General features: G+C 49.8%; 25 protein-coding genes, 4 tRNA genes and 2 pseudogenes. 5 read left to right on the forward strand and 26 right to left on the reverse strand.

From position 1 onward, the window contains the following. Nucleotides 1-34: 34 nt before the first annotated feature. The 3 genes and pseudogenes from BZG73_RS15975 to BZG73_RS03430 all read right to left on the reverse strand — a co-directional run. Nucleotides 35-118: pseudogene (locus tag BZG73_RS15975) on the reverse strand (FAD-dependent oxidoreductase); the annotation flags it as partial. Nucleotides 119-140: 22 nt separating this feature from the next. Further along, a complete protein-coding gene (locus BZG73_RS03425) occupies nucleotides 141-587 on the reverse strand; it encodes a GNAT family N-acetyltransferase (protein WP_077667597.1) in 447 nt (148 codons plus the stop codon). Nucleotides 588-908: 321 nt separating this feature from the next. Further along, a pseudogene (locus BZG73_RS03430) lies at nucleotides 909-1,541 on the reverse strand (cation transporter); the annotation flags it as partial. A 270-nt stretch (nucleotides 1,542-1,811) separates the two neighbouring features. On the opposite strand from BZG73_RS03430, the gene BZG73_RS15990 reads away from it, so the two are divergent. Continuing rightward, on the forward strand, nucleotides 1,812-1,958 hold the full coding sequence (locus tag BZG73_RS15990) for a hypothetical protein (protein ID WP_157891195.1): 147 nt from the start codon (nucleotides 1,812-1,814) through the stop codon (nucleotides 1,956-1,958). A 20-nt stretch (nucleotides 1,959-1,978) separates the two neighbouring features. On the opposite strand, the gene BZG73_RS03435 is transcribed toward BZG73_RS15990, so the two are convergent. From BZG73_RS03435 to BZG73_RS03465, 7 genes are all read right to left on the reverse strand, one after another. Next, nucleotides 1,979-2,905, reverse strand: coding sequence for a YeiH family protein (locus tag BZG73_RS03435; protein WP_077481661.1), 927 nt, complete (start codon nucleotides 2,903-2,905; stop codon nucleotides 1,979-1,981). 138 nt (nucleotides 2,906-3,043) lie between these two features. Continuing rightward, entirely contained in the window at nucleotides 3,044-3,922 is an 879-nt protein-coding gene (locus BZG73_RS03440; RefSeq protein ID WP_077638961.1) for a LysR family transcriptional regulator, read from the reverse strand. Nucleotides 3,923-4,131: 209 nt separating this feature from the next. Beyond that, nucleotides 4,132-4,218: transfer RNA gene (locus tag BZG73_RS03445), tRNA-Leu, on the reverse strand. A 39-nt stretch (nucleotides 4,219-4,257) separates the two neighbouring features. Then, nucleotides 4,258-4,333 (reverse strand) — tRNA-Gly (locus tag BZG73_RS03450). A 148-nt stretch (nucleotides 4,334-4,481) separates the two neighbouring features. After that, nucleotides 4,482-4,558: transfer RNA gene (locus BZG73_RS03455), tRNA-Met, on the reverse strand. 25 nt (nucleotides 4,559-4,583) lie between these two features. Beyond that, nucleotides 4,584-4,657 (reverse strand) — tRNA-Cys (locus BZG73_RS03460). A 240-nt stretch (nucleotides 4,658-4,897) separates the two neighbouring features. Then, nucleotides 4,898-5,485 (reverse strand): TfoX/Sxy family DNA transformation protein, encoded by a 588-nt coding sequence (locus BZG73_RS03465; RefSeq protein WP_046075449.1) that lies wholly within the window; start codon nucleotides 5,483-5,485, stop codon nucleotides 4,898-4,900. Between the two features lie 301 nt (nucleotides 5,486-5,786). Between BZG73_RS03465 and BZG73_RS03470 the strand changes: the two genes are divergently transcribed. The 3 genes from BZG73_RS03470 (at nucleotide 5,787) to BZG73_RS03480 (ending at nucleotide 8,446) form a co-directional block, all read left to right on the forward strand. Next, nucleotides 5,787-6,374, forward strand: a complete 588-nt coding sequence (locus tag BZG73_RS03470; protein ID WP_077607434.1) for an LON peptidase substrate-binding domain-containing protein — start codon at nucleotides 5,787-5,789, stop codon at nucleotides 6,372-6,374. Between the two features lie 129 nt (nucleotides 6,375-6,503). Next, complete coding sequence (locus BZG73_RS03475; RefSeq protein ID WP_077667599.1) at nucleotides 6,504-7,427, forward strand: HDOD domain-containing protein; 924 nt, start codon at nucleotides 6,504-6,506, stop codon at nucleotides 7,425-7,427. 110 nt (nucleotides 7,428-7,537) lie between these two features. Beyond that, nucleotides 7,538-8,446, forward strand: coding sequence for a lysine exporter LysO family protein (locus BZG73_RS03480; protein WP_077639021.1), 909 nt, complete (start codon nucleotides 7,538-7,540; stop codon nucleotides 8,444-8,446). Between the two features lie 62 nt (nucleotides 8,447-8,508). On the opposite strand, the gene ptsG is transcribed toward BZG73_RS03480, so the two are convergent. The 14 genes from ptsG to yceD all read right to left on the reverse strand — a co-directional run bounded on the left by ptsG (nucleotide 8,509) and on the right by yceD (nucleotide 21,114). Further along, on the reverse strand, nucleotides 8,509-9,939 hold the full coding sequence (gene ptsG, locus BZG73_RS03485) for a PTS glucose transporter subunit IIBC (RefSeq protein ID WP_077667600.1): 1,431 nt from the start codon (nucleotides 9,937-9,939) through the stop codon (nucleotides 8,509-8,511). Nucleotides 9,940-10,553: 614 nt separating this feature from the next. Further along, entirely contained in the window at nucleotides 10,554-11,333 is a 780-nt protein-coding gene (locus BZG73_RS03490; protein ID WP_077667601.1) for a TatD family hydrolase, read from the reverse strand. Nucleotide 11,334: 1 nt separating this feature from the next. Further along, complete coding sequence (holB, locus tag BZG73_RS03495; RefSeq protein ID WP_077667602.1) at nucleotides 11,335-12,327, reverse strand: DNA polymerase III subunit delta'; 993 nt, start codon at nucleotides 12,325-12,327, stop codon at nucleotides 11,335-11,337. Continuing rightward, a complete protein-coding gene (gene tmk, locus BZG73_RS03500) occupies nucleotides 12,324-12,962 on the reverse strand; it encodes a dTMP kinase (RefSeq protein WP_046075443.1) in 639 nt (212 codons plus the stop codon). Before tmk ends, holB begins: the two co-directional genes overlap by 4 nt. Next, nucleotides 12,959-13,975, reverse strand: coding sequence for an endolytic transglycosylase MltG (mltG, locus tag BZG73_RS03505; RefSeq protein WP_077667603.1), 1,017 nt, complete (start codon nucleotides 13,973-13,975; stop codon nucleotides 12,959-12,961). The genes tmk and mltG overlap by 4 nt, the downstream gene beginning before the upstream one ends. Continuing rightward, nucleotides 13,969-14,778 carry an aminodeoxychorismate lyase gene (gene pabC, locus BZG73_RS03510; protein WP_077667604.1) on the reverse strand — a complete coding sequence of 270 codons (810 nt, stop codon included), beginning with the start codon at nucleotides 14,776-14,778 and terminating at the stop codon, nucleotides 13,969-13,971. The genes mltG and pabC overlap by 7 nt, the downstream gene beginning before the upstream one ends. Before the next feature lie 126 nt (nucleotides 14,779-14,904). Beyond that, nucleotides 14,905-16,143: a beta-ketoacyl-ACP synthase II gene (fabF, locus tag BZG73_RS03515; RefSeq protein ID WP_046075440.1), complete on the reverse strand. Its 1,239-nt coding sequence runs from the start codon at nucleotides 16,141-16,143 to the stop codon at nucleotides 14,905-14,907. A gap of 92 nt (nucleotides 16,144-16,235) precedes the next feature. Then, complete coding sequence (gene acpP / locus BZG73_RS03520; protein WP_046075439.1) at nucleotides 16,236-16,472, reverse strand: acyl carrier protein; 237 nt, start codon at nucleotides 16,470-16,472, stop codon at nucleotides 16,236-16,238. 157 nt (nucleotides 16,473-16,629) lie between these two features. Next, on the reverse strand, nucleotides 16,630-17,364 hold the full coding sequence (gene fabG / locus BZG73_RS03525) for a 3-oxoacyl-ACP reductase FabG (RefSeq protein ID WP_046075438.1): 735 nt from the start codon (nucleotides 17,362-17,364) through the stop codon (nucleotides 16,630-16,632). Between the two features lie 67 nt (nucleotides 17,365-17,431). Further along, nucleotides 17,432-18,388, reverse strand: coding sequence for an ACP S-malonyltransferase (gene fabD, locus BZG73_RS03530; RefSeq protein ID WP_077667605.1), 957 nt, complete (start codon nucleotides 18,386-18,388; stop codon nucleotides 17,432-17,434). Nucleotides 18,389-18,407: 19 nt separating this feature from the next. After that, nucleotides 18,408-19,367, reverse strand: coding sequence for a beta-ketoacyl-ACP synthase III (locus BZG73_RS03535; protein ID WP_046075436.1), 960 nt, complete (start codon nucleotides 19,365-19,367; stop codon nucleotides 18,408-18,410). Between the two features lie 8 nt (nucleotides 19,368-19,375). Further along, nucleotides 19,376-20,398, reverse strand: coding sequence for a phosphate acyltransferase PlsX (plsX, locus tag BZG73_RS03540; protein ID WP_077667606.1), 1,023 nt, complete (start codon nucleotides 20,396-20,398; stop codon nucleotides 19,376-19,378). Nucleotides 20,399-20,407: 9 nt separating this feature from the next. Further along, entirely contained in the window at nucleotides 20,408-20,578 is a 171-nt protein-coding gene (gene rpmF / locus BZG73_RS03545; protein ID WP_046075434.1) for a 50S ribosomal protein L32, read from the reverse strand. A 5-nt stretch (nucleotides 20,579-20,583) separates the two neighbouring features. After that, nucleotides 20,584-21,114, reverse strand: a complete 531-nt coding sequence (gene yceD / locus BZG73_RS03550; protein WP_077667607.1) for a 23S rRNA accumulation protein YceD — start codon at nucleotides 21,112-21,114, stop codon at nucleotides 20,584-20,586. 322 nt (nucleotides 21,115-21,436) lie between these two features. On the opposite strand from yceD, the gene BZG73_RS03560 reads away from it, so the two are divergent. Beyond that, entirely contained in the window at nucleotides 21,437-22,030 is a 594-nt protein-coding gene (locus tag BZG73_RS03560) for a Maf family protein (protein ID WP_077667609.1), read from the forward strand. Between the two features lie 75 nt (nucleotides 22,031-22,105). Here BZG73_RS03560 and BZG73_RS03565 read toward each other — a convergent pair whose 3' ends face one another. Continuing rightward, complete coding sequence (locus BZG73_RS03565) at nucleotides 22,106-22,822, reverse strand: HAD-IA family hydrolase (RefSeq protein ID WP_077667610.1); 717 nt, start codon at nucleotides 22,820-22,822, stop codon at nucleotides 22,106-22,108. A gap of 4 nt (nucleotides 22,823-22,826) precedes the next feature. After that, nucleotides 22,827-23,789 carry a 23S rRNA pseudouridine(955/2504/2580) synthase RluC gene (gene rluC / locus BZG73_RS03570; RefSeq protein WP_046075430.1) on the reverse strand — a complete coding sequence of 321 codons (963 nt, stop codon included), beginning with the start codon at nucleotides 23,787-23,789 and terminating at the stop codon, nucleotides 22,827-22,829. Between the last annotated feature and the right edge of the window lie 632 nt (nucleotides 23,790-24,421).

Here is a 24,421-nt window from a genome sequence, read left to right on the forward strand (position 1 = left end):
ATTAATCGTTGTGAGGCGTACTGATAGTCTGACATTTTTTTGGATATCGCTGTTGCAACTGCCAAGCGGTGGCTACGCCGACGATACCGCCCCCAACGACCACAAAATCGTACGCCATTAGCTACTCCTTTCGTCACCCGTTAATCGGTCACGTCCAGAAAATAATACTGGCTAACGTCGTAAATAAAACCAAAAGATTCAAAAAGATGATGAGCGGCATGGTTGCTTTGATGGGCTTGTAGCAATAAGCAAGCGGCTTGGCGGGCACGAGCCTCCTTGAGAGCGTGCGAGATTAATGCCCGTGCGATACCTTGTCCCCGTGAATCCGGCTGCACGTACAAATCGTTAATAATTAAGCCACGGCGCGCCCTCGCCAGTGAATACAAAGGCGTTAGGTGGACAAATCCCACCATGGAAGATCGGTAAGAAGCGGTCAATATACAAGTATCTTGCTCATGCAACCGCTGCTCAGTAAACGCCCTTGTTTGACTGAGCGGCGGACGAATCGCGAGCCAGCGCTGGTACTGGTCAAATAACACCATGAGGGCGTCTAGATCATTTAACTCCGCTTTTGCTATATGCAACATTCTTTCTCTACCGCAGCGCTATGGTTACTTTTCAGTGTAAGCGCCGTCGCGACGTTCTGCTGCCAACACCTCAACAGACGAGCATAGAGAGCAAAATGTATTTCTTCACACTACGTTGAAATCGCCCACAGTATCTGGGTTGATATGAACACCAACATAAAAAGTTATAGTGCATAAAGTGCGATAAATAAGGCGGCTAAACGCCGCCTCAGTATATGCCGACCCCTGCACGGATATAGGATCGTTTGGCTAAGTCCGTATTGTGTCGTGTTCTGATTACGCTATTGAGCGGGTGCGATACCACTTTACTGTAACAGGCGCGAGCTCTTTTAACGCGTTACGCACCATGATAAATGGCACTTTGATGAAGTAGAACGACATCAAAACCATCATCATAGGATCCGCATAAACCGCATAATCCGACCAAGGTGAATGCGCCACTAACCAAGCACCTAAAAAGCCCAAGGTGACTGCGAGACTTAATAAGGTGTCCATTTGCCACTGGCGCGATTCCGCCTCCACCAACTGGCTTTGCCCTGTTTGGTTTTTGTGTGCAATCATCCACCATCCGTAACCACAACCCACTACGTTGACAATACCAAACAGCACCGCCAATGAAGGGTTAACCGCACGCCCACCCTCGACTAAGGACGAGACTGCTTCATACAGAGAATAACTTACCAGCAGCAAAATCACGGCGCCTTTAATGGCGACAACAAGCGGTGTCAGCAGCGCACGTGTGATCGGCCTTGCGTAACGCGAGTGGATATACCACGACGCGCCCAGTGACAACAAAGTTAACACTAGACTAATCAACGAGTAGATACCGTCGAACATAATCACTAAAGAGCCAGCAATCCATCCAACGGCAAGGCCGGCGATGGCAAACCCCAATGCGAGAAGGGCCGAAAACACTAATACTGACTTTTCATTGATCACGTTTTGAGAAGACATAAAACACCAAAAGTAGAAAACACGCACATATTCTTGGTGCTACTGCGCCGCTTTACAAACACGAACTTGCTGACATTTTCACCACCCTGCTAAGGTAAAAATAAAAGGCGTTTTATTTCAATAGCTTATTCATGAAATCAACTGTCAATATTTCTGACAGTGAGTGTTCTAAACAAATTTTAGTTATGAGATAGCGCTAAATCGCATTTTGCTTGCATATAACTTTTACGCATACTAAATCTAAATTTAGATTCTTTATGGACTAAAAAGATGAGAAAAGGCGTGTTACTCGCGGCAATTAGCTTGCAGCTTTTCCTCGCGATGACCAGCACAGGATGGTGGCAGTTTGGTGCGGCACTCAGTGCGTTTCTGTTGGTCGCGGTATTACGTTTGCCTCAGGACACGCCGCATGAGTGAACCTGAGGCAACGACGGAGACTAGGCAGCTAGCAGCAGCCAAGCAAGCGATGTACAGGAGATAATCACCCACAGCGCGACACCAAACAATAAGGGTTTGGGGCCTGCCGTGCGTAGCTGGGTGACAGAAATACTGCAGCCGATTAAGAATAAACACACCACTAATACTTGCTTTGAGATGGCGAAAATCACCTCATAGATGGGTTGCGCTTGGACAAAGACATCACTGATACCAATCGCTAGACAATAAAAAACGATAAAGTAAGGAATCGTGATTTTTTTAGCGTGGCTGCGAAACATGAGTGCGCTGACAAACGCCACAGGCACAATCCATAATGCGCGCGCAAGTTTGAGGGTGGTCGCAGTGGTTAGTGCTTGCTCACCATAAGCGGACGCCGCGCCCACCACCGATGATGTATCATGAATCGCGATCGCCGCCCAGGTTCCAAACGTGTGCTGATCTAAGCCCAGCGCATGCCCTACCATGGGAAACACAAACAGCGCCAATGAATTCAACACAAACACCGTGCCTAACGCGAGACCAATTTGTTTATCATCCGCATTGATAGCGGGCGAGACAGCTGCGATTGCACTGCCGCCACAAATGGCAGTGCCTGAGGCAATCAGATGACCAGTCTTTTTATCCAGCCCCATAAGTTTGCCCAGTAATGTGCCAAAAATCAGCGTGCCTGCAATGGTGGCAATAATCAGCCCTATCCCATCGCCTGTCACGGCGAGCGCCTCTTGCAGCGGGATACCAAACCCCAGACCCACAATCGAATAAGCCAGTAACTTTTTGGTGATTTTCGTGAGCGGAATTGCACTTGGCACCCAGCCTAGGGAGGTCAGCAAAAAACCCAATACCAATGCAATCGGCGAGCTCACCCAAGGGGTTAAACAGGCTAACACAGCCAATGAAAAAGGAAGATAACGCGTGTATGCGGTCATAATGATGCTCGGTGAAATTCAGTGACGGCATTGTAGCGCTCAGTGATTGTTCAGAAAATCTTAAACTTTTTAACCTGGGTTAATTTTTGCTTAACCTATATGGCAACCTATTGAAAAACCACTTATCGAGCCGCGTATTTAGAAATCAAACAAGTAGTTGGTAATGCTATCACTCAGCCATTGGATCCCAGGATGCTCGGCCATCCCTGAGGCGGTGAATAGGCAGTAGTCTTCTTGGGTTAAGCCATAGGTGTGTTTGATCACCGCTAAGCGCTGTTCTCGTAAGTATTGCCGGATCAGCGGCTCAGGCAACACGCCCCACGCTTCTTCTTGTAAGATGGTATTGAGCATATATTCAAAGCTCGAAAAGCCAATATAACGGCGTGAGAAAGGCTGCAGCTCGGGATTGTCTTTTTCATTGAGATAGACCATTACCGCTTGCATGGCATTACGCAGTTGATCATCACTGACCCGACGCAGTCGACTCAACGGGTGCTCGCTGTTGCACACCGACATCATGCGAATTTTACCCAACGGCTGATAGTTGATGCGCGGATCGTCAATGCGCTCGTAGTCCACTCCAAACGCAAAGTCGACTTGTTGGGTTTCAACCAAATTGGCCAAATCACCGCTCGAGGCCAAGACTAGGTTGAAGGACGTCGCCGTAAAGCGCTTATTGAGCTGATGCGCCCAGTCCTGCCAAAGCTGATCGGGGATCGCATCATCACGCGCGATCCATACTTCGGCATTAAAGCCCGCGTTCGCTTGATCGCACGTACGACGAATGCGGGCCGCGGTGACCGATATACTCTCGAAATCTTTGTACACAGCTTTGCCGATTTCCGACAGTGTCAGACGGTTACCAGTGCGATCGAACAACTCAGCGTTAAGTGATTGTTCTAGCGCTTTAATCGCCATGCTCAACCGTGAACGATTCACATCCAGCTGACGTGCAGCTTCAGACACCGAGCCAGTCTCTGCGACTGCACAAAACGCATCAATTTGGGTTAGATTCATGCCGCCCTCCTCACGCTATCCTACCGGAGCGCGGCAAAGACACAAAGCGCTATTACCGCTTGTCAGCACCCTTGGACTATCGGCGATCATGCATTATTATTAGCGACTTATTGCATATCAGAAGACGCTAAGCTCTCTGTGCTTGAGGCTAGACAGAATAAGAATCGTTTATTTGTGATAGAAGATAGATAGGGATAATGAGAGTGCTATGGTGCCCCGGGCCGGACTTGAACCGGCACAGCGCGAACGCCGAGGGATTTTAAATCCCTTGTGTCTACCAATTCCACCACCAGGGCACACAATCTTTTCAGCCGCTTACGCCACTGTTTTATGTTTGGAGCGACATACGAGGTTCGAACTCGTGACCTCGACCTTGGCAAGGTCGCGCTCTACCAGCTGAGCTAATGTCGCTTATTTATTCAAACGTTAAGTAACGCTTGGAAAACTGGTTGCGGAGGCGGCTTTAACGCTGAATGCAATTCGCGCCGTGCAACGGCACCGACCGAAGGTCGTATTGACTTATCATCAATTGTTAAGCGCTTCTATAGCAACCTAAAATTGGTTGCAGGAGGCGGATTTGAACCACCGACCTTCGGGTTATGAGCCCGACGAGCTACCAAACTGCTCCATCCCGCGTCCGTATTTTTTTAGCCAGAGTTCATGGAGGCGCGTCCCGGAGTCGAACCGAGGTCCACGGATTTGCAATCCGCTGCATAGCCACTCTGCCAACGCGCCCTCGCGCTTCACCTCTCGGCTAAGTGGTTTGAATTCTACATAAGTTTTTCCGCCTGTCACGCAAAAATTATCATTTTAGCGTCTAACCGACGATTATTTACCCAAACGTGACATTTCACTACTCTCTCGGCGCTAAGCGAGCCCTAAAAAGGCCGATTAGCCTGGCGACTCATGCAGCATTTACAAAAATGCCAGCCCGATTAATCCAGGCTGGCACCGACCAACACTCTATCCATTCATCTAGACGTCAGCGAGCAGCCGTTCACGTTCATCTTTTTCAATCAATTCCCAATGACGCCCCTGCTGTGCTCCAGCGAGCTTCCACAGTAGATTGATATCGATATCTTTACCGTGTGTCATTTGCACTCGACGAAACATTTCTTGCGGCGCCATGCTATAGAACGTCGACACGTCCTTCACACCCGACTTTTTCAGCATTCTTTCAATCGTTAATCGTAAGTTGGGTAAATCTCGCAGCCGAAGACTGGATGTCGATGTTTTCTGCGCTTTATCTTTGAGCGCACGCTGTAAAGACTGTTCAATCATCGTAGGCAAGTCGGGATCATGGCCTAAGTAGAGCGCGGTCACATCATAATAGTTAACCACCGCGGAGGTGCTTTTCTTTACATGAACAAATTTATTGCAGCCTTTGGCGATTAACTTGTCGGTGAGCAGGCCTCCTCCTCGTAGATAAACATGCTTTCCGGTAAGCAATGCAAACATCGCCTCTTGAGAGAAAAAACCAATACCACCAAACATAGAGCGTTGCTCCATCTCTCCATAACTATCCAGAAAACGCATTAATTGGGCTTCAAATTGCTTCGCCATCGAAAACTCTCCTTCAGCGAATAGATGTTCATATCGAGCCGTAAACTGGCTCACAAAAGTGACTGATAAGTTAGTCAGCGTGCATGATTATTTTAACGAAAAGAGGTTGCATCAAATGGCAACCGAATACTATGCATCTGATCACTTATCGCCAAATATCCCCTCCATTTAGTGCGGTTTTTGTCACATTTATTACAAACATTTTTTCGTCGTTAAATAAAGTCTTCGATGCATCTATGCTTAACGCAGGGCGATGAGTGCGCTAAATTAATAGTGGTAAGCTAATAGTCAGGGAGCCGACATGTCGAGACACCCGCTGTTAATAGAAGTAAGTCATTTATTGCCTGGGGGATTGCACAGCTATGTGCTGTCTGAGTCGTGTTACTTACAAATGCTCCAACAGGCAGGCGAACCACCTCGCCTTTTGGTCGCGATGAAAAATGAGGATGAAGGTCAGCAGCGCCCGCACGCCATTTCTCCTATCGTTACGCTTTGCGAGATTGCAGACTTCAATCGTCATGGTGCGCATGAAATCGCGTTGACGTTACAAGGGATTGAAAGTGTCAAAGTGAATGCGATTGACGCGGGTGAAGGTGACGTCAATATGGCGCGTTATACACCGTTGCCAAAATGGCAACGCCATGCTGTTCCCAAGCACTACCTCTATCTGAGTGAGAAGCTGCAGCAGTATTATCGATCGAATCCGACACGCCACGAACACTTCCAGTTAACACAGTACGATGAAATTGGCTGGGTTTGCCTGCGCTGGTTGGAGTTACTCCCCATCGAAGTGAAACAAAAACAGCTTCTACTCTCCCAGCCTACGGCCTTATTGGTGGCCGAGTTTATTGATAAACTATTGCGGTATCCACTTATTGACGACGACTAAGCGACAGATGAGTGACTGTGTAAATTATCATCAAAGACGCCAGCAGGCTCACTGATTCAGAGAAAGGCGGTTCTCTTTTATTCTTCGCCGCATTACTATGCAGTCTGCTGACAAATACTATCAGGACTTATGGATCATCTTTCATTTTTTTGGGTCTCACCGGATCGTGATAAGTACTTACGCTCCCTAGAAACCGAGTTTTACAAGCGTGCCGTCGAAACCATCCGTGTCAATCGCCTATCCCTACCTCCTTTACCGGATGCTGTTCTGTCAATACAACGCGCTAGCAAGCGGTCGGATACTACCATGCGGGATATTGCCCACCTCTTGTTGGACGATCCAAGCTTATGTGGGGCCGTGCTTAAAGCTGCAAACTCCGCTTTATTTGCTCCCCGCGCCACAGGTCAATGCAAAGATGTTCAAACCGCCGTCTCTCGGCTTGGCGTTGATCGCGTTTTAGGGATCATCACAGCCGCCGCCGTCTATCAGCTCAAGAGTGATGCCACGTTTTCCAAGGCCTGCAACGCACTATTGAAAAAAAGTGCGCAAAAATCTCGTGAACTCGCCGCTGCGATGGCACTGGTGACGCAAAAAGTCAGAAACTATTGTGATGAACCGCTTTCAGTGGAGCCCGAAAAAGCACTGATTGTGGGGTTGCTTGCTGATATTGGCTTATACAGCGTGATTGGCGAGTTTCAGCGCTTTGTGAATCAGGGACACTATCTAAAATTTGACATTGCAGAGCGCGTCTTCTTCTCACTGGCGGGCGACTGCAGCCGTCTTGTGCTCAAGCAGTGGCAGTTTGACCGTGACTTTATCGAAGTCGCCATTAACAATAAGCTCTACACTAAGCCGCGCCCCGATATCACCTATTTAGATATCGCGAGAATGGCAAATCACTTGTTAATGTTTCGCAATCAAGATGACGCAATAGAGGATCATGAAGTGGAAATCACTGCGCCTGGCGCAGAAGCTTTATATGAGCTATCCAACCTCGATGAAAAAGAGTTCTCTCGTCAGCTAAACCAAGTCATGGACGCAAGCAGTATCTGACCCAAGCCAGGGTGGTCTTTCCTTTAACCACCCTTGTCTGATTTTATTGACCAACCTATTAACCGGTTGATAACCTCAAGCTCTACTTTCTTAACACCGAGCAAAATCAGATGTTTTCAGGGATGCTACTCATCTTCTCGCCACTTATTATCGGCTATTTAATCCCCATTAAGCAGGCGCGCTACCTCAACGCAGTCAATACCCTGACGATGCGGCTAGTGATGGTCATTTTAGTGTTGATGGGCTTAAGCCTCGCAGGCTTAGATAACCTCGGGCAACATATTTCCACCATTTTGTATTTCGCTGCCACGTTCTTTATTTGTATCGGCGCGGCCAACCTGCTTGCCCTGCCTGTTCTCGATAAGCTCTTCCCAACCGAGACCCATGGCCACCAACATAAACTGACCCTCAGCGCCATGATGTCAGAGTCCGGTAAGCTGATTGCGGCTGTGGCCGTTGGCTTAGTCGTAGGGCTATTACTCAATCAAGATCTTTCTTGGGTCGATACGGCCAGCGAGGGGATTTTATTACTTTTGCTCTTATTGATTGGCATTCAGCTCCGCAACAGTGGCATGACGCTGAAGCAAATCATTCTCAATAAAAGTGGGCTGATGATTGCGGCTCTCGTTGTCGCGACCTCCTTGCCCGGTGGCTTGCTGGCGGCATGGTGGTTAGATATTCCTTATCATCACGGGTTAGCGATGGCATCCGGCTTCGGTTGGTACTCGTTGGCAGGGATCTTAATGGGCGACGGACTGGGGCCGGTCTACGGCGGTGCATCATTTATTCTCGAGCTCGCGCGCGAGCTTGTGGCGATTATGATTATTCCAGTGTTAATCCGGCGCTATCCGCTCACCGCAATTGGATATGGTGGTGCCACCGCGATGGATTTCACCTTGCCGATCATTCAAAGCACAGGCGGGATTCGCTGTGTACCGATTGCGATTGTCAGTGGGTTCATACTCAGCGTGTTGGTGCCCGTTTTGATGTTGTTTTTTCTCTCACTCGGTGCCCGTTGAACAAAAAAAGGGGTAGCAAGATGCTACCCCTCTTTTTACGTTTACTGACTTAGCGCATGCAATTATTGGCTGCGCATCCAGTTATCCATTTCAGTACGCAGGTTGTCTGACTTGGTACCAAAGATAGCTTGTACGCCACCTGATACCACAACTACACCCGCTGCACCTAGCTGCTTGAGCTTGTCTTGGTCAACAATTTCAGTGTCAGCCACTGAGACACGTAGACGAGTGATACAAGCATCAAGACCTGTGATGTTGTCTTTACCACCGAATGCAGCCACCAAGTCGCCCGCAAGCTCAGAGCCTGTCGCGGTTGACACGTCAGCGACCGCTTCGTCTTCACGACCAGGGGTTTTCAGGTCAAGGGCGCGAATCACTACACGGAACACGATGTAGTAGAGTACCGCATAACCAAGGCCCAGTAGCACCAGTGTGGTCACGTTCTCAGCACGTGGCATTTGCACGATGAAGTCGATAAAACCGTTCGAGAAAGTATGGCCGTGAACAACGCCCAACGCGTTAGTCAGAACATACGCCGCACCTGCCATGATAGCGTGGATACCATACAGCACTGGCGCGATGAATAGGAACGAGAACTCGATAGGTTCAGTGATGCCGGTCAAGAATGACGTCAGTGCACCTGATGCCATGATACCCATGATTTTGGCACGGTTTTCTGGCTTGGCAGAATGTGCGATAGCAAATGCCGCCGCAGGTAGACCGAACATTTTGAACAAGTAGCCGCCAGCTAACTGACCAAAGCCGTTACCTGCTTCACGAGTGACATCGTTTGCGGTCAAGAAACAGGTCATGATGCCGTTTACTTGCTCGCCTGCGTTGTTCACACAGCTACCCGCTTCATAGAAGAAAGGTACGTTCCAAATGTGATGCAGACCGAATGGGATAAGCGCACGCTCTACCACACCGTAAATACCAAATGCAGTAACAGGATCTTGTGTCGCCGCCCAGTGAGAGAAGGATGCGATAGCACTGCCGATTGGTGGCCAGATAACAGAGAGGATCACACCAAGCGCGATAGAGATGAAACCGGTAATGATTGGCACTGACCGTTTACCGGCAAAGAAACCAAGGTAGTCAGGCAGTTGAATCGTGTAGAAGCGATTAAAGGTCCACGCCGCGACACCACCGGCAAGAATACCGCCAAGTACCCCTGTCTTGATAACGTCAGCGCCCATAACTGGTGCCATCACGTCCAGTGTCGCCACCATGATGCCGTAACCGACAATCGCAGACAGACCCGAGACACCATCATTCTTGGTAAAGCCAAGGGCAACACCCACAGCAAACAGCAAGGCCATCTGACCAAATACAGACCCACCAGCTTGTTCCATCATTTGAGAAACAATATCTGGCATCCAGCTAAAGTTGGCAGCACCAACACCCAAGAGTATACCTGCAACCGGAAGCACAGATACTGGTAGCATCAGCGCCTTACCGACTTTTTGCAGATTCGCAAAGAGGTTTTTTGACATAGTTCTTGCTCCTGACAAGGACGTTTAACAATGTGTCTCGTCGGACTAACCTTCCGATTCCCCCGCAAGAGGCCAACCGATACCACAGGCGCCGAGAGCACAAACGATTTGTGATTATTGAACTCACCCAAACTATAAGGGGCGAATCATCACCTTGCCTATCAGTGACGATTTTACTGATTAAAAAGTAAATATAGATCACAATTAGAGTTGGCGACAAAAACAGCAAAAAATAACATAAGGTCATGATTTAAAATGACAAAAAATCTATTATCCAGGGAAAAGGATACGAACAAAAAAATAGCAACCCCTTCACCCCTAACGTTATTTTACGTAACGAATTAATACAGCGCGTAATGCCTAGGACGTAGATTGATAATTCCTAATCATTTCAAAAAGGTAGATGTGAAATTGCGCGAGATCAACTTTGATAGGCTAGCGATATAAATCGGTTATTTTGTTGCAAACATAACCGAAAAATGACGCAGAATTGACCAAGTGGGATGGTGTCTTATCAACGCCGAGATAATCAAAAAGCGGTGTTTTCTTGCGGCGAAAGGAGCGTGACGTTCTAAGCAAGAAAAACGCCCGACAAGGTTATCGGGCGACTTGAATTATTGCGGGTTTGCACCAGAAAAAAGGGTAAAAAAGTTACGGCTGGTGATCTCACAGACCGTTTCCACCGATTCACCCTTTAACATCGCGACGTACTCAGCAACTTCTTTCACATAAGCTGGCTGGTTTTGCTTGCCACGATGGGGAACAGGTGCCAAGTATGGCGAGTCTGTTTCAACCAGCAGGCGCTCAAGCGGTATACGACGCACCACATCTTTCAGCTCTGTGGCCTTGTTGAACGTCACTATCCCAGAAATTGAAATGTAGAAACCGAGTTCAATCGCCGCCTCTGCCATCTCATAGCTTTCTGTAAAACAGTGTAGCACACCCCCGACGCGCTCAGCGCCCTCCTCACGTAAAATCGCAAGCGTGTCTTCACGTGCCGCGCGAGTATGGATAATCAAGGGTTTGTTGAGCTCAACCGCGAGACGGACGTGCTGGCGGAAGATCGCTTGCTGCTGCTCAGCAAGCTCTGGCTGATAGTGGTAATCAAGCCCTGTCTCTCCTACTGCCACGACACGCTCATCAGCCGCTAAGGCTTTCAATCGGTCGTAATCGAAACCATTTTCGATATCCAAAGGGTGCACACCACATGAGGCAAAAACATGCGAGTAAGGTCGGATCATGTCTAGCATCGCCGGAAAGCTATCTAGCGTTACCCCCACCGAAAGGAAATAGTCGACGCCCCTTGCCTGCGCTTTATCTAAAACATCGCCAACATTCTGGTGCAGCGAGTCGTAATCCAGTTTGTCGAGATGGCAATGAGAGTCTATTAACACGTTATTCTCCAATCGATAATAACCACTGGCTAACAACCAATTCGGTATTTAGCCCTGTATGAATTTGTAACTGACGCTGTAATTGATGCAGCGCACGTAGTAGTGAATGAACTTGCTGGGTGGTCAGCACATTGGCCACCTCGGCAACCCGTTGATGATGATGCCGATGTACAATGGTCTGCCCCACACCTTGACGCCATTTAAGTACATCAAGCAGAAAATGACTGAGCCAGTTCAATGAAGCGGGATAGTGTGCGACCAACACCTCGATAGTGTCAAACAGGCCCGTTCTCTCGCGCACATAGGTAGAAAAGCCTTCCACCACACTATGGTGATGATCTAACCCGCCCGATGCCACAAAGTCACGAGCAGCCAAGGGGGCGCCCCGATATAAGCTTACCGCATGGTCTGGCACCGAGCGCTGCAATGCTTGCTCTACCCAAGTTTTGGCTGTTTCAGCCTCCGCCTGCGGGGCTTTCCACACACTACAGCGACTGATAATCGTCGCGAGTAAACTATCCAGCGAGTCTGTCAATAACACGAAGTAACACCCTGAAGGTGGCTCTTCTAGCGATTTAAGCAACGCATTGGCCGCGGCTTCCCCTAAACGCTCGACACACTCTATGACAATAAAGCGCGCCCCGCCCAATTGCGACGTTTCCAGCGCTTGTCGTTGCACTTTGCGCACTGCATCAATACCAATCTGCTTGCCGGGCTTCTCGGGGGCTAGCCAGTGAATATCGGGGTGGTTACCCGCCGCGAAAAGCTGGCAATGATGACAATGCCCACAGGCGCTATCGTTTTGATGGCCACACAGTCGCACCTTGGCAAGCTGGCTTATCAATGCGCGACGGCCGCTGCCCGGAGGCGCGGCCAACAAGAGCGCGTGCGGAAAGCGCGCACTCGTTAATAGTTGCTGCCAATGCGCCCAAACGCCTTCAAACCAGGGATAAACGTAAGGCGCTGGGTATGCCAATGTTATCTTGTCACTCATACGCCTGGTTGCTGCTTAAGCCAATTTTCTAGTGCCGTTTTAATCTGAGCGGTCACTGTGTCTAGCGACTGGCCCGCATCAATCACCACCACACTGGGATCGTCGTTTGCCAGTGCCAGATAACGCGCTCGCGTGCGCTCAAAAAAATCCAGTTGCATGGTCTCAATCCTATCCAACTCACCTCGACCCCGCGCACGTGCAAGGCCTACCTCTGGGTCGATGTCCATATACAAGGTCAGTGAGGGGGCAAACGTCCCCAAGACCGTTTCTTTTAGGCTTTTCATCAGCGACGTGTCCATACCCCGTCCCCCACCTTGGTAGGCCTGTGATGACATATCATGGCGATCACCCACCACCCATTGGCCCTTCGCCAGGGCGGGTTTGATCACGTTTTCGACAAGCTGTACCCGTGCGGCGTAAAGCATGAGAAGCTCGGCTTTATCCGTGAGCGGTTCATCTGGGTGACCTTGTTTGACAAGCGTACGCAACTGTTCCGCAAGCGGCGTACCGCCGGGCTCTCGCGTAGTGATCACATCCTGGATTCCGGCGTCGAGTAACACCTGTTTGATCTGATTGATGGCCGTACTTTTGCCCGCGCCTTCAAGGCCTTCTACAACGATGAAATGGTTCTTCATTGATTCTTCAACACTTTTAAGTAGTCACGCACGGCCCGATTGTGTTCGGCCAAGGTGGTAGAAAATTGGTGGCCGCCTTTACCCGTGGCGACAAAATAGTAGTAATCCGTTTTTGCTGGCTGGGCAGCGGCAAAGATGGCCGCTTTACCTGGCATCGCGATCGGCGTCGGGGGCAAGCCATTAATCACATAAGTGTTATAGGGCGTCGGTGTACGTAAGTCACGTTTACGAATATTCCCCTCATACTGATCGCCCATACCATAAATCACGGTGGGATCGGTTTGTAAACGCATACCGCGTCGCAACCGATTAACAAATACCGACGCCACCTTTTCTCGTTCACTCGCCACCGCGGTCTCTTTTTCAATGATGGAAGCCAGGATTAATAGCTGATAAGGGGTTTCTATCGGTAAGTCCTCGATACGTTGCTGCCAAGCCTGCTCCAAGGCCACTTCCATTGCACGCGTGGCGCGTTTTAGCAATGCAATGTCGGTATCCCCCACATCATAGGCGTAGGTCTCAGGAAGCAGTAATCCTTCTAATTTATCGTGTGTGAGCCCAAGCGCATCAGCAATTGCCTGTTCACTCATGCCATCCAATGTTTTGTCGAGATGCGGCGCGGAGGCAAGCTGCTTGCGCCACTGGGCAAACGTACTCCCTTCGACAAAGGTGATTTCATCTTGATATTGCTGCCCTGAACGCAGAGTCGCGAACGCCTCGGCTAATGTTTGTCCAGGTTGAACCTGAAAGGTGCCCGCTTGTACTCGAGTCAGCTCTGGATAAATCCGTGGCGCAAACTTCGACCAGATGCTTGATGCCATCCAACCGTTGTCTTCAAATTTTGCAATGACCTTATGGTAATGTGCACCGCTAGGGACAGTGAATAGCTGAGGCGTCTGCAAGGATAACGGCGTGGAAATAAACGCCTTCGTTTGCCAAAGCACCCCAGCGACTGAGGCCAAGACTATCGCCATCAATACGCTCACCAGCCCCAAAAATCGCTTTTTTAGCACGCGTTTAACCTCTGTTGTAATCGCCTTGTCAGCGTATGCGTTTTATAACTTGTTTCATTGATGGATGTCACTGGCACCACCTTCATCAAGGTATTGCAAATAAACACTTCATCGGCACACCACAGCGCCGTCTCATCGACCGCGACCGTTTTACATTGGTAGTCCGTGAAACCTTCAATCACGGCCATCACTTTTTCTCGCATCAGTCCCGCCACACCGGCATATGCCAAATCAGGTGTATAAATGACATGGTCTTGGCACCAGAAAAGATTGGACGCCGTGGTCTCAACCAGGTTGCCAAACATGTCCGCGACCACGAAATCATCGGCCTCCACGTCTTCCAGTGCCAGCTTTAGACGCACCTGCTCTAACCGATTGAGATGTTTAAGCCCCGCAAATGGTGACGCGCCAAGTTGCATCTGCGTCGTCGCCAACGCCACCCCACGCTGTTGCCAATGATGATAATGGCGAGGAAACGGATGTAGGCTAACAATAACGGTTGGCGACGAGCAGCCTTTGGGACTGTAACCGCGTCCCCCCTGGCCTCGGGTGATAATCACCTTCAACACCTGTTCATCCTGCGAATACTGACACGCTTGATCGAGCGTTATCGCGAGTGCCGACCAATCAACCTCGCGAATGGCTAATCGCTCACAAGTGCTTTGTAAACGCAGTATATGTGCATCGCGATCAAGTAATAGCCCCTGATACACATGGCCAGTGGTAAAGCAACCATCACCAAATTGGAGCCCTCGGTCAGCGACCGCTAATTCGCGACAAGGATGTCCGTTTACCCAGATCATCTATCAACCTCGACAGTCAACTATTCTTACCGACAATAAAAACCTTACCGACAATAAAAAACGGCCCGAATCGTCGGGCCGTTACTATAGCAGACTCTTTTTAGGCTGTATAAACGCCTATGCGTATTACAGCTTTTTGAAGATCAAAGAGCCGTTGGTGCCACCAAAACCAAAGGAGTTACACAAGGCGTACTCCATTTTTACGTCACGCGCTTCGTGCGGTACGTAATCTAAATCGCAACCCTCATCGACATTATCAAGGTTGATCGTTGGTGGTACGGCTTGATCAATCAGCGACATGGCAGTGATAATTGACTCGGCAGAGCCTGCCGCACCGAGCAAATGACCGGTCATCGATTTGGTTGAAGAGACCAATACACTGTCCGCAGCCTCGCCCATTGCACGACGGATCGCTTTACTTTCCGCAACATCGCCTGCCGGTGTCGAGGTACCGTGCGCGTTAACGTAACCAATTTGTGCCGGGTTAATCCCCGCATCACGAATCGCTGCTTCCATCGCCAGTGCCGCCCCTGAGCCATCTTCACTGGGTGACGTCATATGGTAAGCATCCCCGCTCATGCCAAAACCGGCTAATTCACAGTAAATGGTCGCGCCACGTGCTTTCGCGTGTTCATATTCTTCAAGCACCATGACGCCAGCACCATCACCCAGCACAAAACCATCACGATCTTTGTCCCATGGGCGAGAGGCCGACTGTGGATCATCGTTACGTGTTGATAATGCTTTGGCGGCGGCAAAACCGCCAATACCAAGCTCGGTAGAGGCTTTCTCTGCGCCGCCGGCCACCATAGCGTCTGCATCACCGTATGCAATCATACGGGCGGCATGACCAATATTATGCAGGCCTGTGGTGCATGCGGTGGAAATCGAGATGTTTGGGCCACGCATGCCGTAGTTAATCGACACGTGCCCTGCAATCATATTAACGATGGTTGATGGGACAAAGAAGGGGCTGATTTTACGTGGACCCTTCTCCATATACGCACGATGGTTTTGTTCAATCAAACCAAGACCACCAATGCCTGAACCTATCGCGACACCAATACGGTGTGCATTGTTGTCATCAACTTGCAGTCCGGAGTCTTTAATGGCTTGCACACTGGCAGCAATGCCATATTGAATGAACAAGTCCATTTTTCGTGCATCTTTTTTCGACATGTAGTCTTCACAATTGAAGTCCTTAACCATGCCCGCAAATTGAGTAGCAAAGTTAGTGGCATCAAAATGCTCAATCGCTGAGATACCGCTTTGCCCGGCTAGCAGAGCTTTCCATGAAGACTCAACTGAGTTACCCACGGGTGACAACATACCCATGCCAGTCACAACAACACGACGCTTAGACACGATGATATTCTCCGGAGAATATAAGTTTGGAAATTAGAATAGCTTAAAAAGAACACAGGCGGTCGAGGAGACCGCCTGGTAGGATTCTGAGATTACGCTGAAGCGCCGACAACGTAGTCGATAGCTGCCTGTACAGTAGTAATCTTCTCTGCTTCTTCATCTGGAATCTCTGTATCGAATTCCTCTTCAAGAGCCATTACCAGCTCAACGGTATCCAGAGAGTCCGCGCCCAAGTCGTCTACGAATGAAGCTTCGTTTTTCACTTCTGCTTCGTCGACACCTAGTTGCTCAACGATGATTTTCTTTACGCGTTCTTCGATGTTGCTCATATTAATACTAGTCCTTACAAGATTCGCAGATGCGATATGTGCTGTAGTTTATTCATTAATGTGGAAGTTGCAAGACCTCCACGGCTGGTCAAACCACGATTTGGGGACAAATCAATCGGAGTTTGACGTGTGTCATTCGAGATTGCAACGGTCTCGATCAAATCATGTACATACCGCCATTGACGTGCAAGGTCTCGCCCGTCATATAAGCAGCATCATCAGAGGCTAAAAACGCCACCGTTGCAGCAATCTCTTTTGGATCACCCAAACGCCCTGCTGGCACTTGTGCCAGCGTCGCAGCGCGCTGTTCATCATTTAGCGCCTTGGTCATATCGGTTTCGATAAAACCAGGCGCGACTGTATTCACTGTGATGCCACGCGCAGCCACTTCACGTGCCATGGATTTGGTAAAGCCAATCACGCCGGCTTTTGCTGCCGCATAATTTGCCTGTCCCGCATTACCCATCACACCGACCACAGAACCAATATTAATGATTCGGCCACAGCGTTTTTTCATCATCGCACGCAATACTGCCTTTGATAAACGGAAGATTGACGTTAAGTTGGTGTCCATAATGTCCTGCCACTCATCGTCTTTCATCCGCATCAATAGGTTATCACGAGTGATACCCGCGTTGTTAACCAGAATATCAACGTCGCCAAATTCTTTTTTGATCGTATCAAGCACCTCTGCGACCGACTCTGGCGAGGTCACATTGAGTGCCAGGCCTCTACCGTTTTCACCGAGATAATCGCTAATTGCAGCGGCGCCTTTTTCGCTGGTCGCCGTACCAATCACGGTGGCACCACGCTCCGCTAAAAGCTCTGCCGTTGCTCGGCCGATCCCACGGCTTGCGCCTGTCACCAGCGCTACTTTTCCGTCTAGTTTCATTCGGTTACCCTTTTAGTTGATTCTGCCGGCATGCACCGGCAGTCACAAAGTGTCTTCGTAATACGGTTTATGCCTTCGCAGTGGCGAGGCTGGCGCTATCATTGACGGCCGCGCTGCTCAACGCCTTGTTGATGCGTTTGGTCAAGCCAGTCAGTACTTTACCTGGGCCAAATTCCAACAGCTGTTCCACCCCTTCAGCCGCCATATGCTCAACCGTTTCGGTCCAGCGCACCGGGCTATGTAATTGACGCACTAAGGCTTCTTTAATTGCAGCCGGCTCTATCGGCGTTTCTACATCAGCGTTGTTGACCACAGGAATATGTGGCGCATTAAACGTGACAGATTCCAGTGCTTGCGCCAGTTTTTCTGCTGCCGGTTTCATCAGCRCACAGTGAGAAGGCACCGACACTGGCAGCGGTAATGCACGTTTTGCACCCGCGTCTTTACATAACGCATTGGCGCGCTCCACCGCTTCTTTATTACCCGCAATGACCACTTGGCCTGGCGAGTTGAAGTTAACCGGTGAGACCACCTGGCCTTGCGCCGATTGCTCACAGGCTGCCGCAATCGCATCGTTATCCAAGCCAATAATTGCCGACATCGCTCCCACACCGGCTGGGACCGCCTCTTGCATCAATTGACCGCGCAGCTCGACAAGCTTAACGGCTTCTTTAAAATCCAATACACCCGCACAAACCAAAGCAGAATATTCACCCAAACTATGGCCAGCAAGCATCGCGGGCGCGGCACCACCTTGTGATTGCCAGACGCGCCAAATAGCCACAGACGCCGTCAACAAAGCTGGCTGTGTGCGGTGCGTTTCATTTAAATCCGCTTCTGGCCCTTGCTGGACCAATGCCCAAAGGTCATAGCCAAGCACTTCTGAGGCTTCTGCAAACGTCTGCTGGACAACACCATATTGTTCGGCGAGCTCCCCGAGCATACCCACGGTTTGGGAGCCTTGACCGGGAAAAACAATCGCAGTTGAAGACGTCGCTGTTGAAGAACTAGCTGTTGAAGACATAGCTGTTTTCCTATTAATTTTAGAATCTTACGAGCGCGGATCCCCACGCAAAACCACCACCAAAGGCTTCGAGTAACACGGTGTGTCCGCGTTGAATACGCCCATCTCGTACCGCCTCATCCAGTGCGGTCGGTACTGACGCTGCCGACGTATTGCCATGACGGTCAAGCGTCAATACCACTTGATCCATCGACATCGACAGTTTTTTCGCTGTCGCTTTAATAATGCGGTAATTGGCCTGATGCGGCACCAACCAGTCAATGTCTGTCTTTTCAATTTGGTTGGCCTGAAGCGTTTCTGTCACAATATTGGCCAGTTGTGTCACCGCCACTTTAAAGACTTCATTCCCCGCCATATAAAGCCAAGCTTCATCGGCCTCTAACGATTGACCACGCTCTGGATACTTAAGTTTCAAGAGCTCGCCAAATTTACCGTCGGCTTTTAAGTGGGTGGACAAAATGCCATCATTTTCATCGGCGGAAAGCACGACGGCGCCTGCACCATCACCAAACAAAATGATGGTGGAGCGATCATCGGGATCACAGGTATGTGAAAGGCGATCAGCGCCCACAACCAGTGCATTTTTGGCTAACCCGTTTTTAACATATTGATCCGCGACACTTAACGCATACACAAACCCAGAGCATGCCGCCGCAATATCAAAAGCGGGACAGCCTTTAATCCCCAACATCGCTTGCACATCACAAGCGGCAGCGGGAAAGGCACGCTCACCACTGGTGGTCGCCACAATAATCAGGTCAATGTCATGTTTATCAATGGCAGACATCTCTATCGCCTGCACGGCGGCCTGATAAGCCATCGAGGCAACGGTATCTGTGGGTGCAGCAATGCGGCGCTCTTTGATCCCCGTACGGGTCACAATCCATTCATCACTGGTGTCTACCATCTGTTCAAGGTCAGCATTGGTGCGAACCTGTTCAGGCAAATAGCTGCCTGTGCCCAAAATCTTACTATACATGAAGACTACTAATGCCTCTCGAGAAGAACTGCCTCTAAACGGTCACTTATCTTAGTTGGGATTTGCCGTTCGACCTCGTGCACCGCTTCAAAAATAGCGTTTTCGTAAGCGGCGATATCAGCGCGTCCGTGACTTTTTACAACGATGCCGCGCAATCCTAGCAAACTTGCGCCGTTGTACTGGTCGGGTTTCAGCTGTTGGAGTTGATTTAAAAGATCAGAAAATAGCCATTTCGCGATCCAACGCTTAATAGGATGCGGGTGGAGATGGGCTTTCACCTTGTCGATGATCAAGCGTGCGACACCTTCGCTGGTTTTTAACGCCACGTTGCCGACAAAGCCATCACAGACAATCACATCGGTCTCGCCTGTATAGATTTGATCGCCCTCAACGTAGCCGGTATACCGCACTGCCTCACTTTGCTGCAAGAGATCGGCACAGCGGCGCACCAAGTCATTCCCTTTGATCGCTTCTTCACCAATGTTTAGCAGCCCGATTCGAGGTGTAAACCCCAATTCAGCCTCCGCCAACACCGCGCCCATCACTGCAAATTGGAATAAGGTATCGGCATCACAGGCCACATTGGCCCCTAAATCCAGCAACCATTTACGTTGATAATTGGCACCTGGTAAGGCTGTCACTAGAGCGGGACGGTCGATGCCGGGTAAGAGCTTGAGCAAGTATTTGGATAACGCCATAAGCGCGCCGGTATTGCCCGCACTCACACACGCATCTGCTTCACCACTGGCCACCTTTTCCAGTGCGACACGCATAGACGTGCCATGGCTGCGACGCAGCGCCGTGGATGGTCGCATGTCATTAGGAATAACGTCCGGGGCATGGACGATAGATAGTCGGGAATGATGCTGGGCATGGCGTTGATTCAGTGACGCCTGGATGCGAGATTGGTCGCCCACCAGGATCACATTTAGGTCCGCAAAACGCGACAATGCCTGCACGGAGGCAGGCACTGTGACTTGGGGACCGAAATCCCCGCCCATCGCATCGAGTGCAATGGTTAACCTAGTCAAGGGTCAACCTTACTTGTTGATAACCTTGCGGCCGCGATAGAAACCATCTGCCGTCATGTTATGACGCAGGTGAGTTTCACCGCTAGTTTTGTCTACAGATACAGCTTGAGTACCCAGTGCATCGTGTGAACGACGCATACCACGCTTAGAACGGGTTTTACGGTTCTTTTGTACGGCCATTGACCCTACTCCTCGTTACTTTGCTTTAAGTTTTTTAGTACGGCAAACGGATTTGGACGCTCATCAGCAAGTGGGATTTCCCCATACACCATGTTGTCTGCACTGACCTTACAGTCGGTGTCTTCGTGCATGGCGACTTGTGGCAAGGCCACAATCAACTCGTCTTCGACTAATTGAATCAGATCAATCTCACCGTTTTCGTCGACTAATGCCGGCTCATAAGCATCCGGTAAATTGCCAACCTGGTCATCATTGAAAACCGGGCTATAAACGAATTCAGTTTCACAGCGATATGAAAATGGTTCCCCACAACGTTGACACTCAAGACTCACTGTTACGGTCGCACGACCGGTGACAGTTTTGAGCCCTTGGGCGTCAATGTCGAACGAAAGCATCACTTCCGCATCACTATCGATGCTTTGGGTTGCCTCACCGAGACGCACTAAACGCTGCTTGTCTACAATACCATCATAGTCAAGTTGCTTTTGTGCACAACGGAACGGATCAACCGTCAGCGGTAGCTTTACCTTCTGCATAGGGCGCGAATATTAGCCTCCAAATGCGCTGGAGTCAAAGAAAATGTTACCTGTGTCAGGCGCGAAAGGATGATAGAGACAAAAGCGCACAAGCCATTGGTGATCGGGATGCCTCTGGCGCCGCGTTTACTCAGACCGGCAACGATGAAAACCAACCCTTTCACCGCGGTCAACAAGCCAGCCAGGCATACCTCTCCCGCTTTGCCCGACTCAAAGTCGCGCCCGCTATTTTTTCAGGTTAGACTGAGAGTTGAAAATAAACAATCATCGACCACGCAGATTGTTTAGTCACCTTCAACTGCGCGCAATATAAGGAACGATCATGCACACGACGCAACCTCCCAAAATTGTGCTGGCTTCAAGCTCACCGTATCGTCAAGCCATCTTTAAAAAGTTTGCGCTTCCGTTTACTGCATTCGCGCCGGCGATCGATGAAAGCCGGCATGAAAATGAGCGTGCCACCGACATGGTTGAACGCTTGGCACTCGAAAAAGCCATGGCGGGGATGCCGCTATTCGATAATGCTCTCATTATCGGTTCAGACCAAGTTTGTGTGATTGACGAGGAGATACTTGGTAAGCCGCATGCGCGAGAGGTAGCGATCGAGCAGCTAAAACGGGCAAGCGGAAAGCAAGTCACCTTTTATACAGGAATCGCGTTGATTAATAGTGATACGGGAGAACATCAATCGGATGTTGAGCCCTTTCATGTCGATTTTCGTGATCTAAGCGAACAAGAAATCGTTCGTTATATCGACAAAGAACTGCCGCTAGATTGTGCTGGCAGCTTCAAATGTGAAGGTTTGGGTATTGCCCTTTTCAATGCCATGCACGGGCGTGATCCGAATACCCTTGTAGGCCTCCCACTGATACGCTTGCGTGAAATGTTAGAAAAGGAAGGTATCTCAGTTATTTAATGCGCTAACTCATCGTCAGCGCACTCGTATTTGCAACTGTATCAACACGCACTTAAGCATAATCAAAGCGGCCAATTAGCTCACCAGCTCGTTTAGGCTGTTTAGTACGGCAACTGGCTCATAGGTCGAGAGGCTGGCGGCGCCTTCTACGCCCCAAGTGACGGCAAGCCTTGCCATATCCGCATTGATGGCCAATTGCATATCATGGCCGGTATCACCAATCATCAGTGCTTTATCACGTGGAATACCTGTTTGCGCTAACACTTCATCCAACATTTGAGGATCCGGCTTAGAGGCCGTTTCATCGGCGCATCGGGTCACCGAAAACAAATCGTGAGTTCCCGTTTCCGCCATGGCCCGAGCGAGTCCAGCGCGTGATTTCCCAGTTGCCACCGCGAGCGTAAACCCCTGCGCTCTCAAAGAGATAAGGGTGTTTTTTACGCCAGGATAGAGCTGACAAGGCGTCGGGTTATCGTAGACAAACTGTTGACGGTAGTGCTGAATCCAATCGGCATACCACGCCGGATCAGCGTCAGGGTAAAGCCGCTGATAGCCCTTTTCTAAGCTCAAGCCAATCATGGTTTGCAAGCGTTCTGGTGGCAATATAGGCAACTGCTCAGTCAGCCGAGCCGCCGCGTCCAGGCTTGAGACAATGCGCCCAATCGAATCCATCACAGTGCCATCCCAGTCAAAAATTAACAGTGAATATGGCGCAATCACGGAATTCGAAGGTTGCTTGATCTCGCTTGCGCCAGGTTGCCAAGGGGAAGTAAACGGTGATTCAACTGTCATTGCTTTAACCTCTGAGTGATGCTGTTTTCGTCCGTAGTCCCTCAAGCGCCCGCTCAAGCTTAGGCTCCATCGGCGCATTAAGCGTCATGCTTTCATCCTTGCCCGGATGTAGGAAGCGGATGGTGGCCGCATGTAAAAATAAACGATCCAGCCCAAACGACTTGGTATACGCATCAAAACGTGGATCGCCATAACGATCGTCCCACGCCAACGGATGACCCATATACTGAGCGTGCACACGAATTTGATGCGTTCTCCCAGTCACAGGGCTTGCTTGCACTAAGGTTGCTTCAGCGAAGCTTTCAAGCACTTTAAAACGGGTTTCTGACGGCTTACCTTTAGGGTTAACGCGGACAATACTGTTCACCTCATTTTTCAATAAAGGTGCCGTTACTTTGCGCTGTTTAGCGGGCCATTTGCCCATCACCAAGGCGTAATAGTCTTTACGTACTGTTTTTTCGCGAAATTGCGCTTGCAAATGACGCAACGCGGAACGTTTCTTCGCAATCAGCAAAATCCCAGACGTATCTCGATCGATCCTGTGTACGAGCTCCAAAAAACGTGCCTTAGGGCGAAGCGCGCGCATCGCTTCTATTGCCCCAAATTGTAACCCACTTCCTCCGTGCACCGCTGTCCCCGAAGGTTTATTGAGCACCAACAGATGGTCATCTTCATAAAGAATGCAATGCTCAAGCGCGGCCACTTTGTCTAATTTAGTACTGGGCGCGGCTTTCTCATCGCGCTCTGGAAGGCGGATGGGAGGCACCCTCACCACATCTCCGGCTTGCAGCTTATACTCTGGTTTTATGCGTTTTTTATTAACTCGCACTTCTCCTTTACGAAGTACGCGATAAATCATACTTTTTGGGACGTTTTTCAGCTGATTTCGCAGAAAATTGTCAATTCGTTGACCGGCGATGTCGTCATCGATGTCGATGAATCGCACTTGAGTTTTTTGTTCTGTCATAACCTTCATTCTACCGCTAAGCACAGCGACATGCACCTGCTACGGCAAGTCACCCCTCACTTAGCACAGCAGCGGGTTGTGTTCCCCCCTGTAACCGCGAGCGGCATAAGGCATTATCGTGCAAAAAAACACCACATCTGCGCGGTTTTACTACCAACACAACATAAGCGAATAAAGCCGATTGCTGGACTTTAGTCTCCCTGCTATAGTTGCGGCGTTAATCAGAAAAGCAAACGCTTATCTGAAACACAGCTTATCGCCTGTGACAGCGATTTCATCAGTGGAACATGCACTTTTCGACAAAAGGCTGGTCTGCGATGAGTCAATCAAGTGATAGCTGTATACGGTTATATCCGTAAAAGAACCATAATTCCGAATGCTTTTAAGGCGTTACGCGGCAATTGGCGTAAGACGTAAACCAAAAGCACCCGTTTAGTGTGTTGACACGAGACTGTTAGTCAGTGTCAGAGCTCTCCGCCATCGGTAAAAACGGCGGACGCCAACTGCGTAATCCGGTGAGCCATAAAAACCGTTGCAGCTGGCCGATTAAAACTTGCCCGAGCGCACCCCTGATTTTCTCCAGCCGGGAGGCTGCACCATATCAGACTTGGGGTCAGGCAGCATTGACGACT

Source organism: Salinivibrio siamensis (assembly GCF_001996005.1).
Lineage (GTDB): Bacteria > Pseudomonadota > Gammaproteobacteria > Enterobacterales > Vibrionaceae > Salinivibrio > Salinivibrio siamensis.

Excerpts from the sequence above, each read along its gene's own strand:
- BZG73_RS03425 (WP_077667597.1), bottom strand. The coding sequence starts at position 587 with ATGTTGCATATAGCAAAAGCGGAGTTAAATGATCTAGACGCCCTCATG.
- BZG73_RS15990 (WP_157891195.1), top strand. The coding sequence starts at position 1,812 with ATGAGAAAAGGCGTGTTACTCGCGGCAATTAGCTTGCAGCTTTTCCTC.
- BZG73_RS03435 (WP_077481661.1), bottom strand. The coding sequence starts at position 2,905 with ATGACCGCATACACGCGTTATCTTCCTTTTTCATTGGCTGTGTTAGCC.
- BZG73_RS03440 (WP_077638961.1), bottom strand. The coding sequence starts at position 3,922 with ATGAATCTAACCCAAATTGATGCGTTTTGTGCAGTCGCAGAGACTGGC.
- BZG73_RS03465 (WP_046075449.1), bottom strand. The coding sequence starts at position 5,485 with ATGGCGAAGCAATTTGAAGCCCAATTAATGCGTTTTCTGGATAGTTAT.
- BZG73_RS03470 (WP_077607434.1), top strand. The coding sequence starts at position 5,787 with ATGTCGAGACACCCGCTGTTAATAGAAGTAAGTCATTTATTGCCTGGG.
- BZG73_RS03475 (WP_077667599.1), top strand. The coding sequence starts at position 6,504 with ATGGATCATCTTTCATTTTTTTGGGTCTCACCGGATCGTGATAAGTAC.
- BZG73_RS03480 (WP_077639021.1), top strand. The coding sequence starts at position 7,538 with ATGTTTTCAGGGATGCTACTCATCTTCTCGCCACTTATTATCGGCTAT.
- ptsG (WP_077667600.1), bottom strand. The coding sequence starts at position 9,939 with ATGTCAAAAAACCTCTTTGCGAATCTGCAAAAAGTCGGTAAGGCGCTG.
- holB (WP_077667602.1), bottom strand. The coding sequence starts at position 12,327 with ATGAGTGACAAGATAACATTGGCATACCCAGCGCCTTACGTTTATCCC.
- tmk (WP_046075443.1), bottom strand. The coding sequence starts at position 12,962 with ATGAAGAACCATTTCATCGTTGTAGAAGGCCTTGAAGGCGCGGGCAAA.
- pabC (WP_077667604.1), bottom strand. The coding sequence starts at position 14,778 with ATGATCTGGGTAAACGGACATCCTTGTCGCGAATTAGCGGTCGCTGAC.
- acpP (WP_046075439.1), bottom strand. The coding sequence starts at position 16,472 with ATGAGCAACATCGAAGAACGCGTAAAGAAAATCATCGTTGAGCAACTA.
- fabG (WP_046075438.1), bottom strand. The coding sequence starts at position 17,364 with ATGAAACTAGACGGAAAAGTAGCGCTGGTGACAGGCGCAAGCCGTGGG.
- BZG73_RS03535 (WP_046075436.1), bottom strand. The coding sequence starts at position 19,367 with ATGTATAGTAAGATTTTGGGCACAGGCAGCTATTTGCCTGAACAGGTT.
- rpmF (WP_046075434.1), bottom strand. The coding sequence starts at position 20,578 with ATGGCCGTACAAAAGAACCGTAAAACCCGTTCTAAGCGTGGTATGCGT.
- yceD (WP_077667607.1), bottom strand. The coding sequence starts at position 21,114 with ATGCAGAAGGTAAAGCTACCGCTGACGGTTGATCCGTTCCGTTGTGCA.
- BZG73_RS03560 (WP_077667609.1), top strand. The coding sequence starts at position 21,437 with ATGCACACGACGCAACCTCCCAAAATTGTGCTGGCTTCAAGCTCACCG.
- BZG73_RS03565 (WP_077667610.1), bottom strand. The coding sequence starts at position 22,822 with ATGACAGTTGAATCACCGTTTACTTCCCCTTGGCAACCTGGCGCAAGC.
- rluC (WP_046075430.1), bottom strand. The coding sequence starts at position 23,789 with ATGACAGAACAAAAAACTCAAGTGCGATTCATCGACATCGATGACGAC.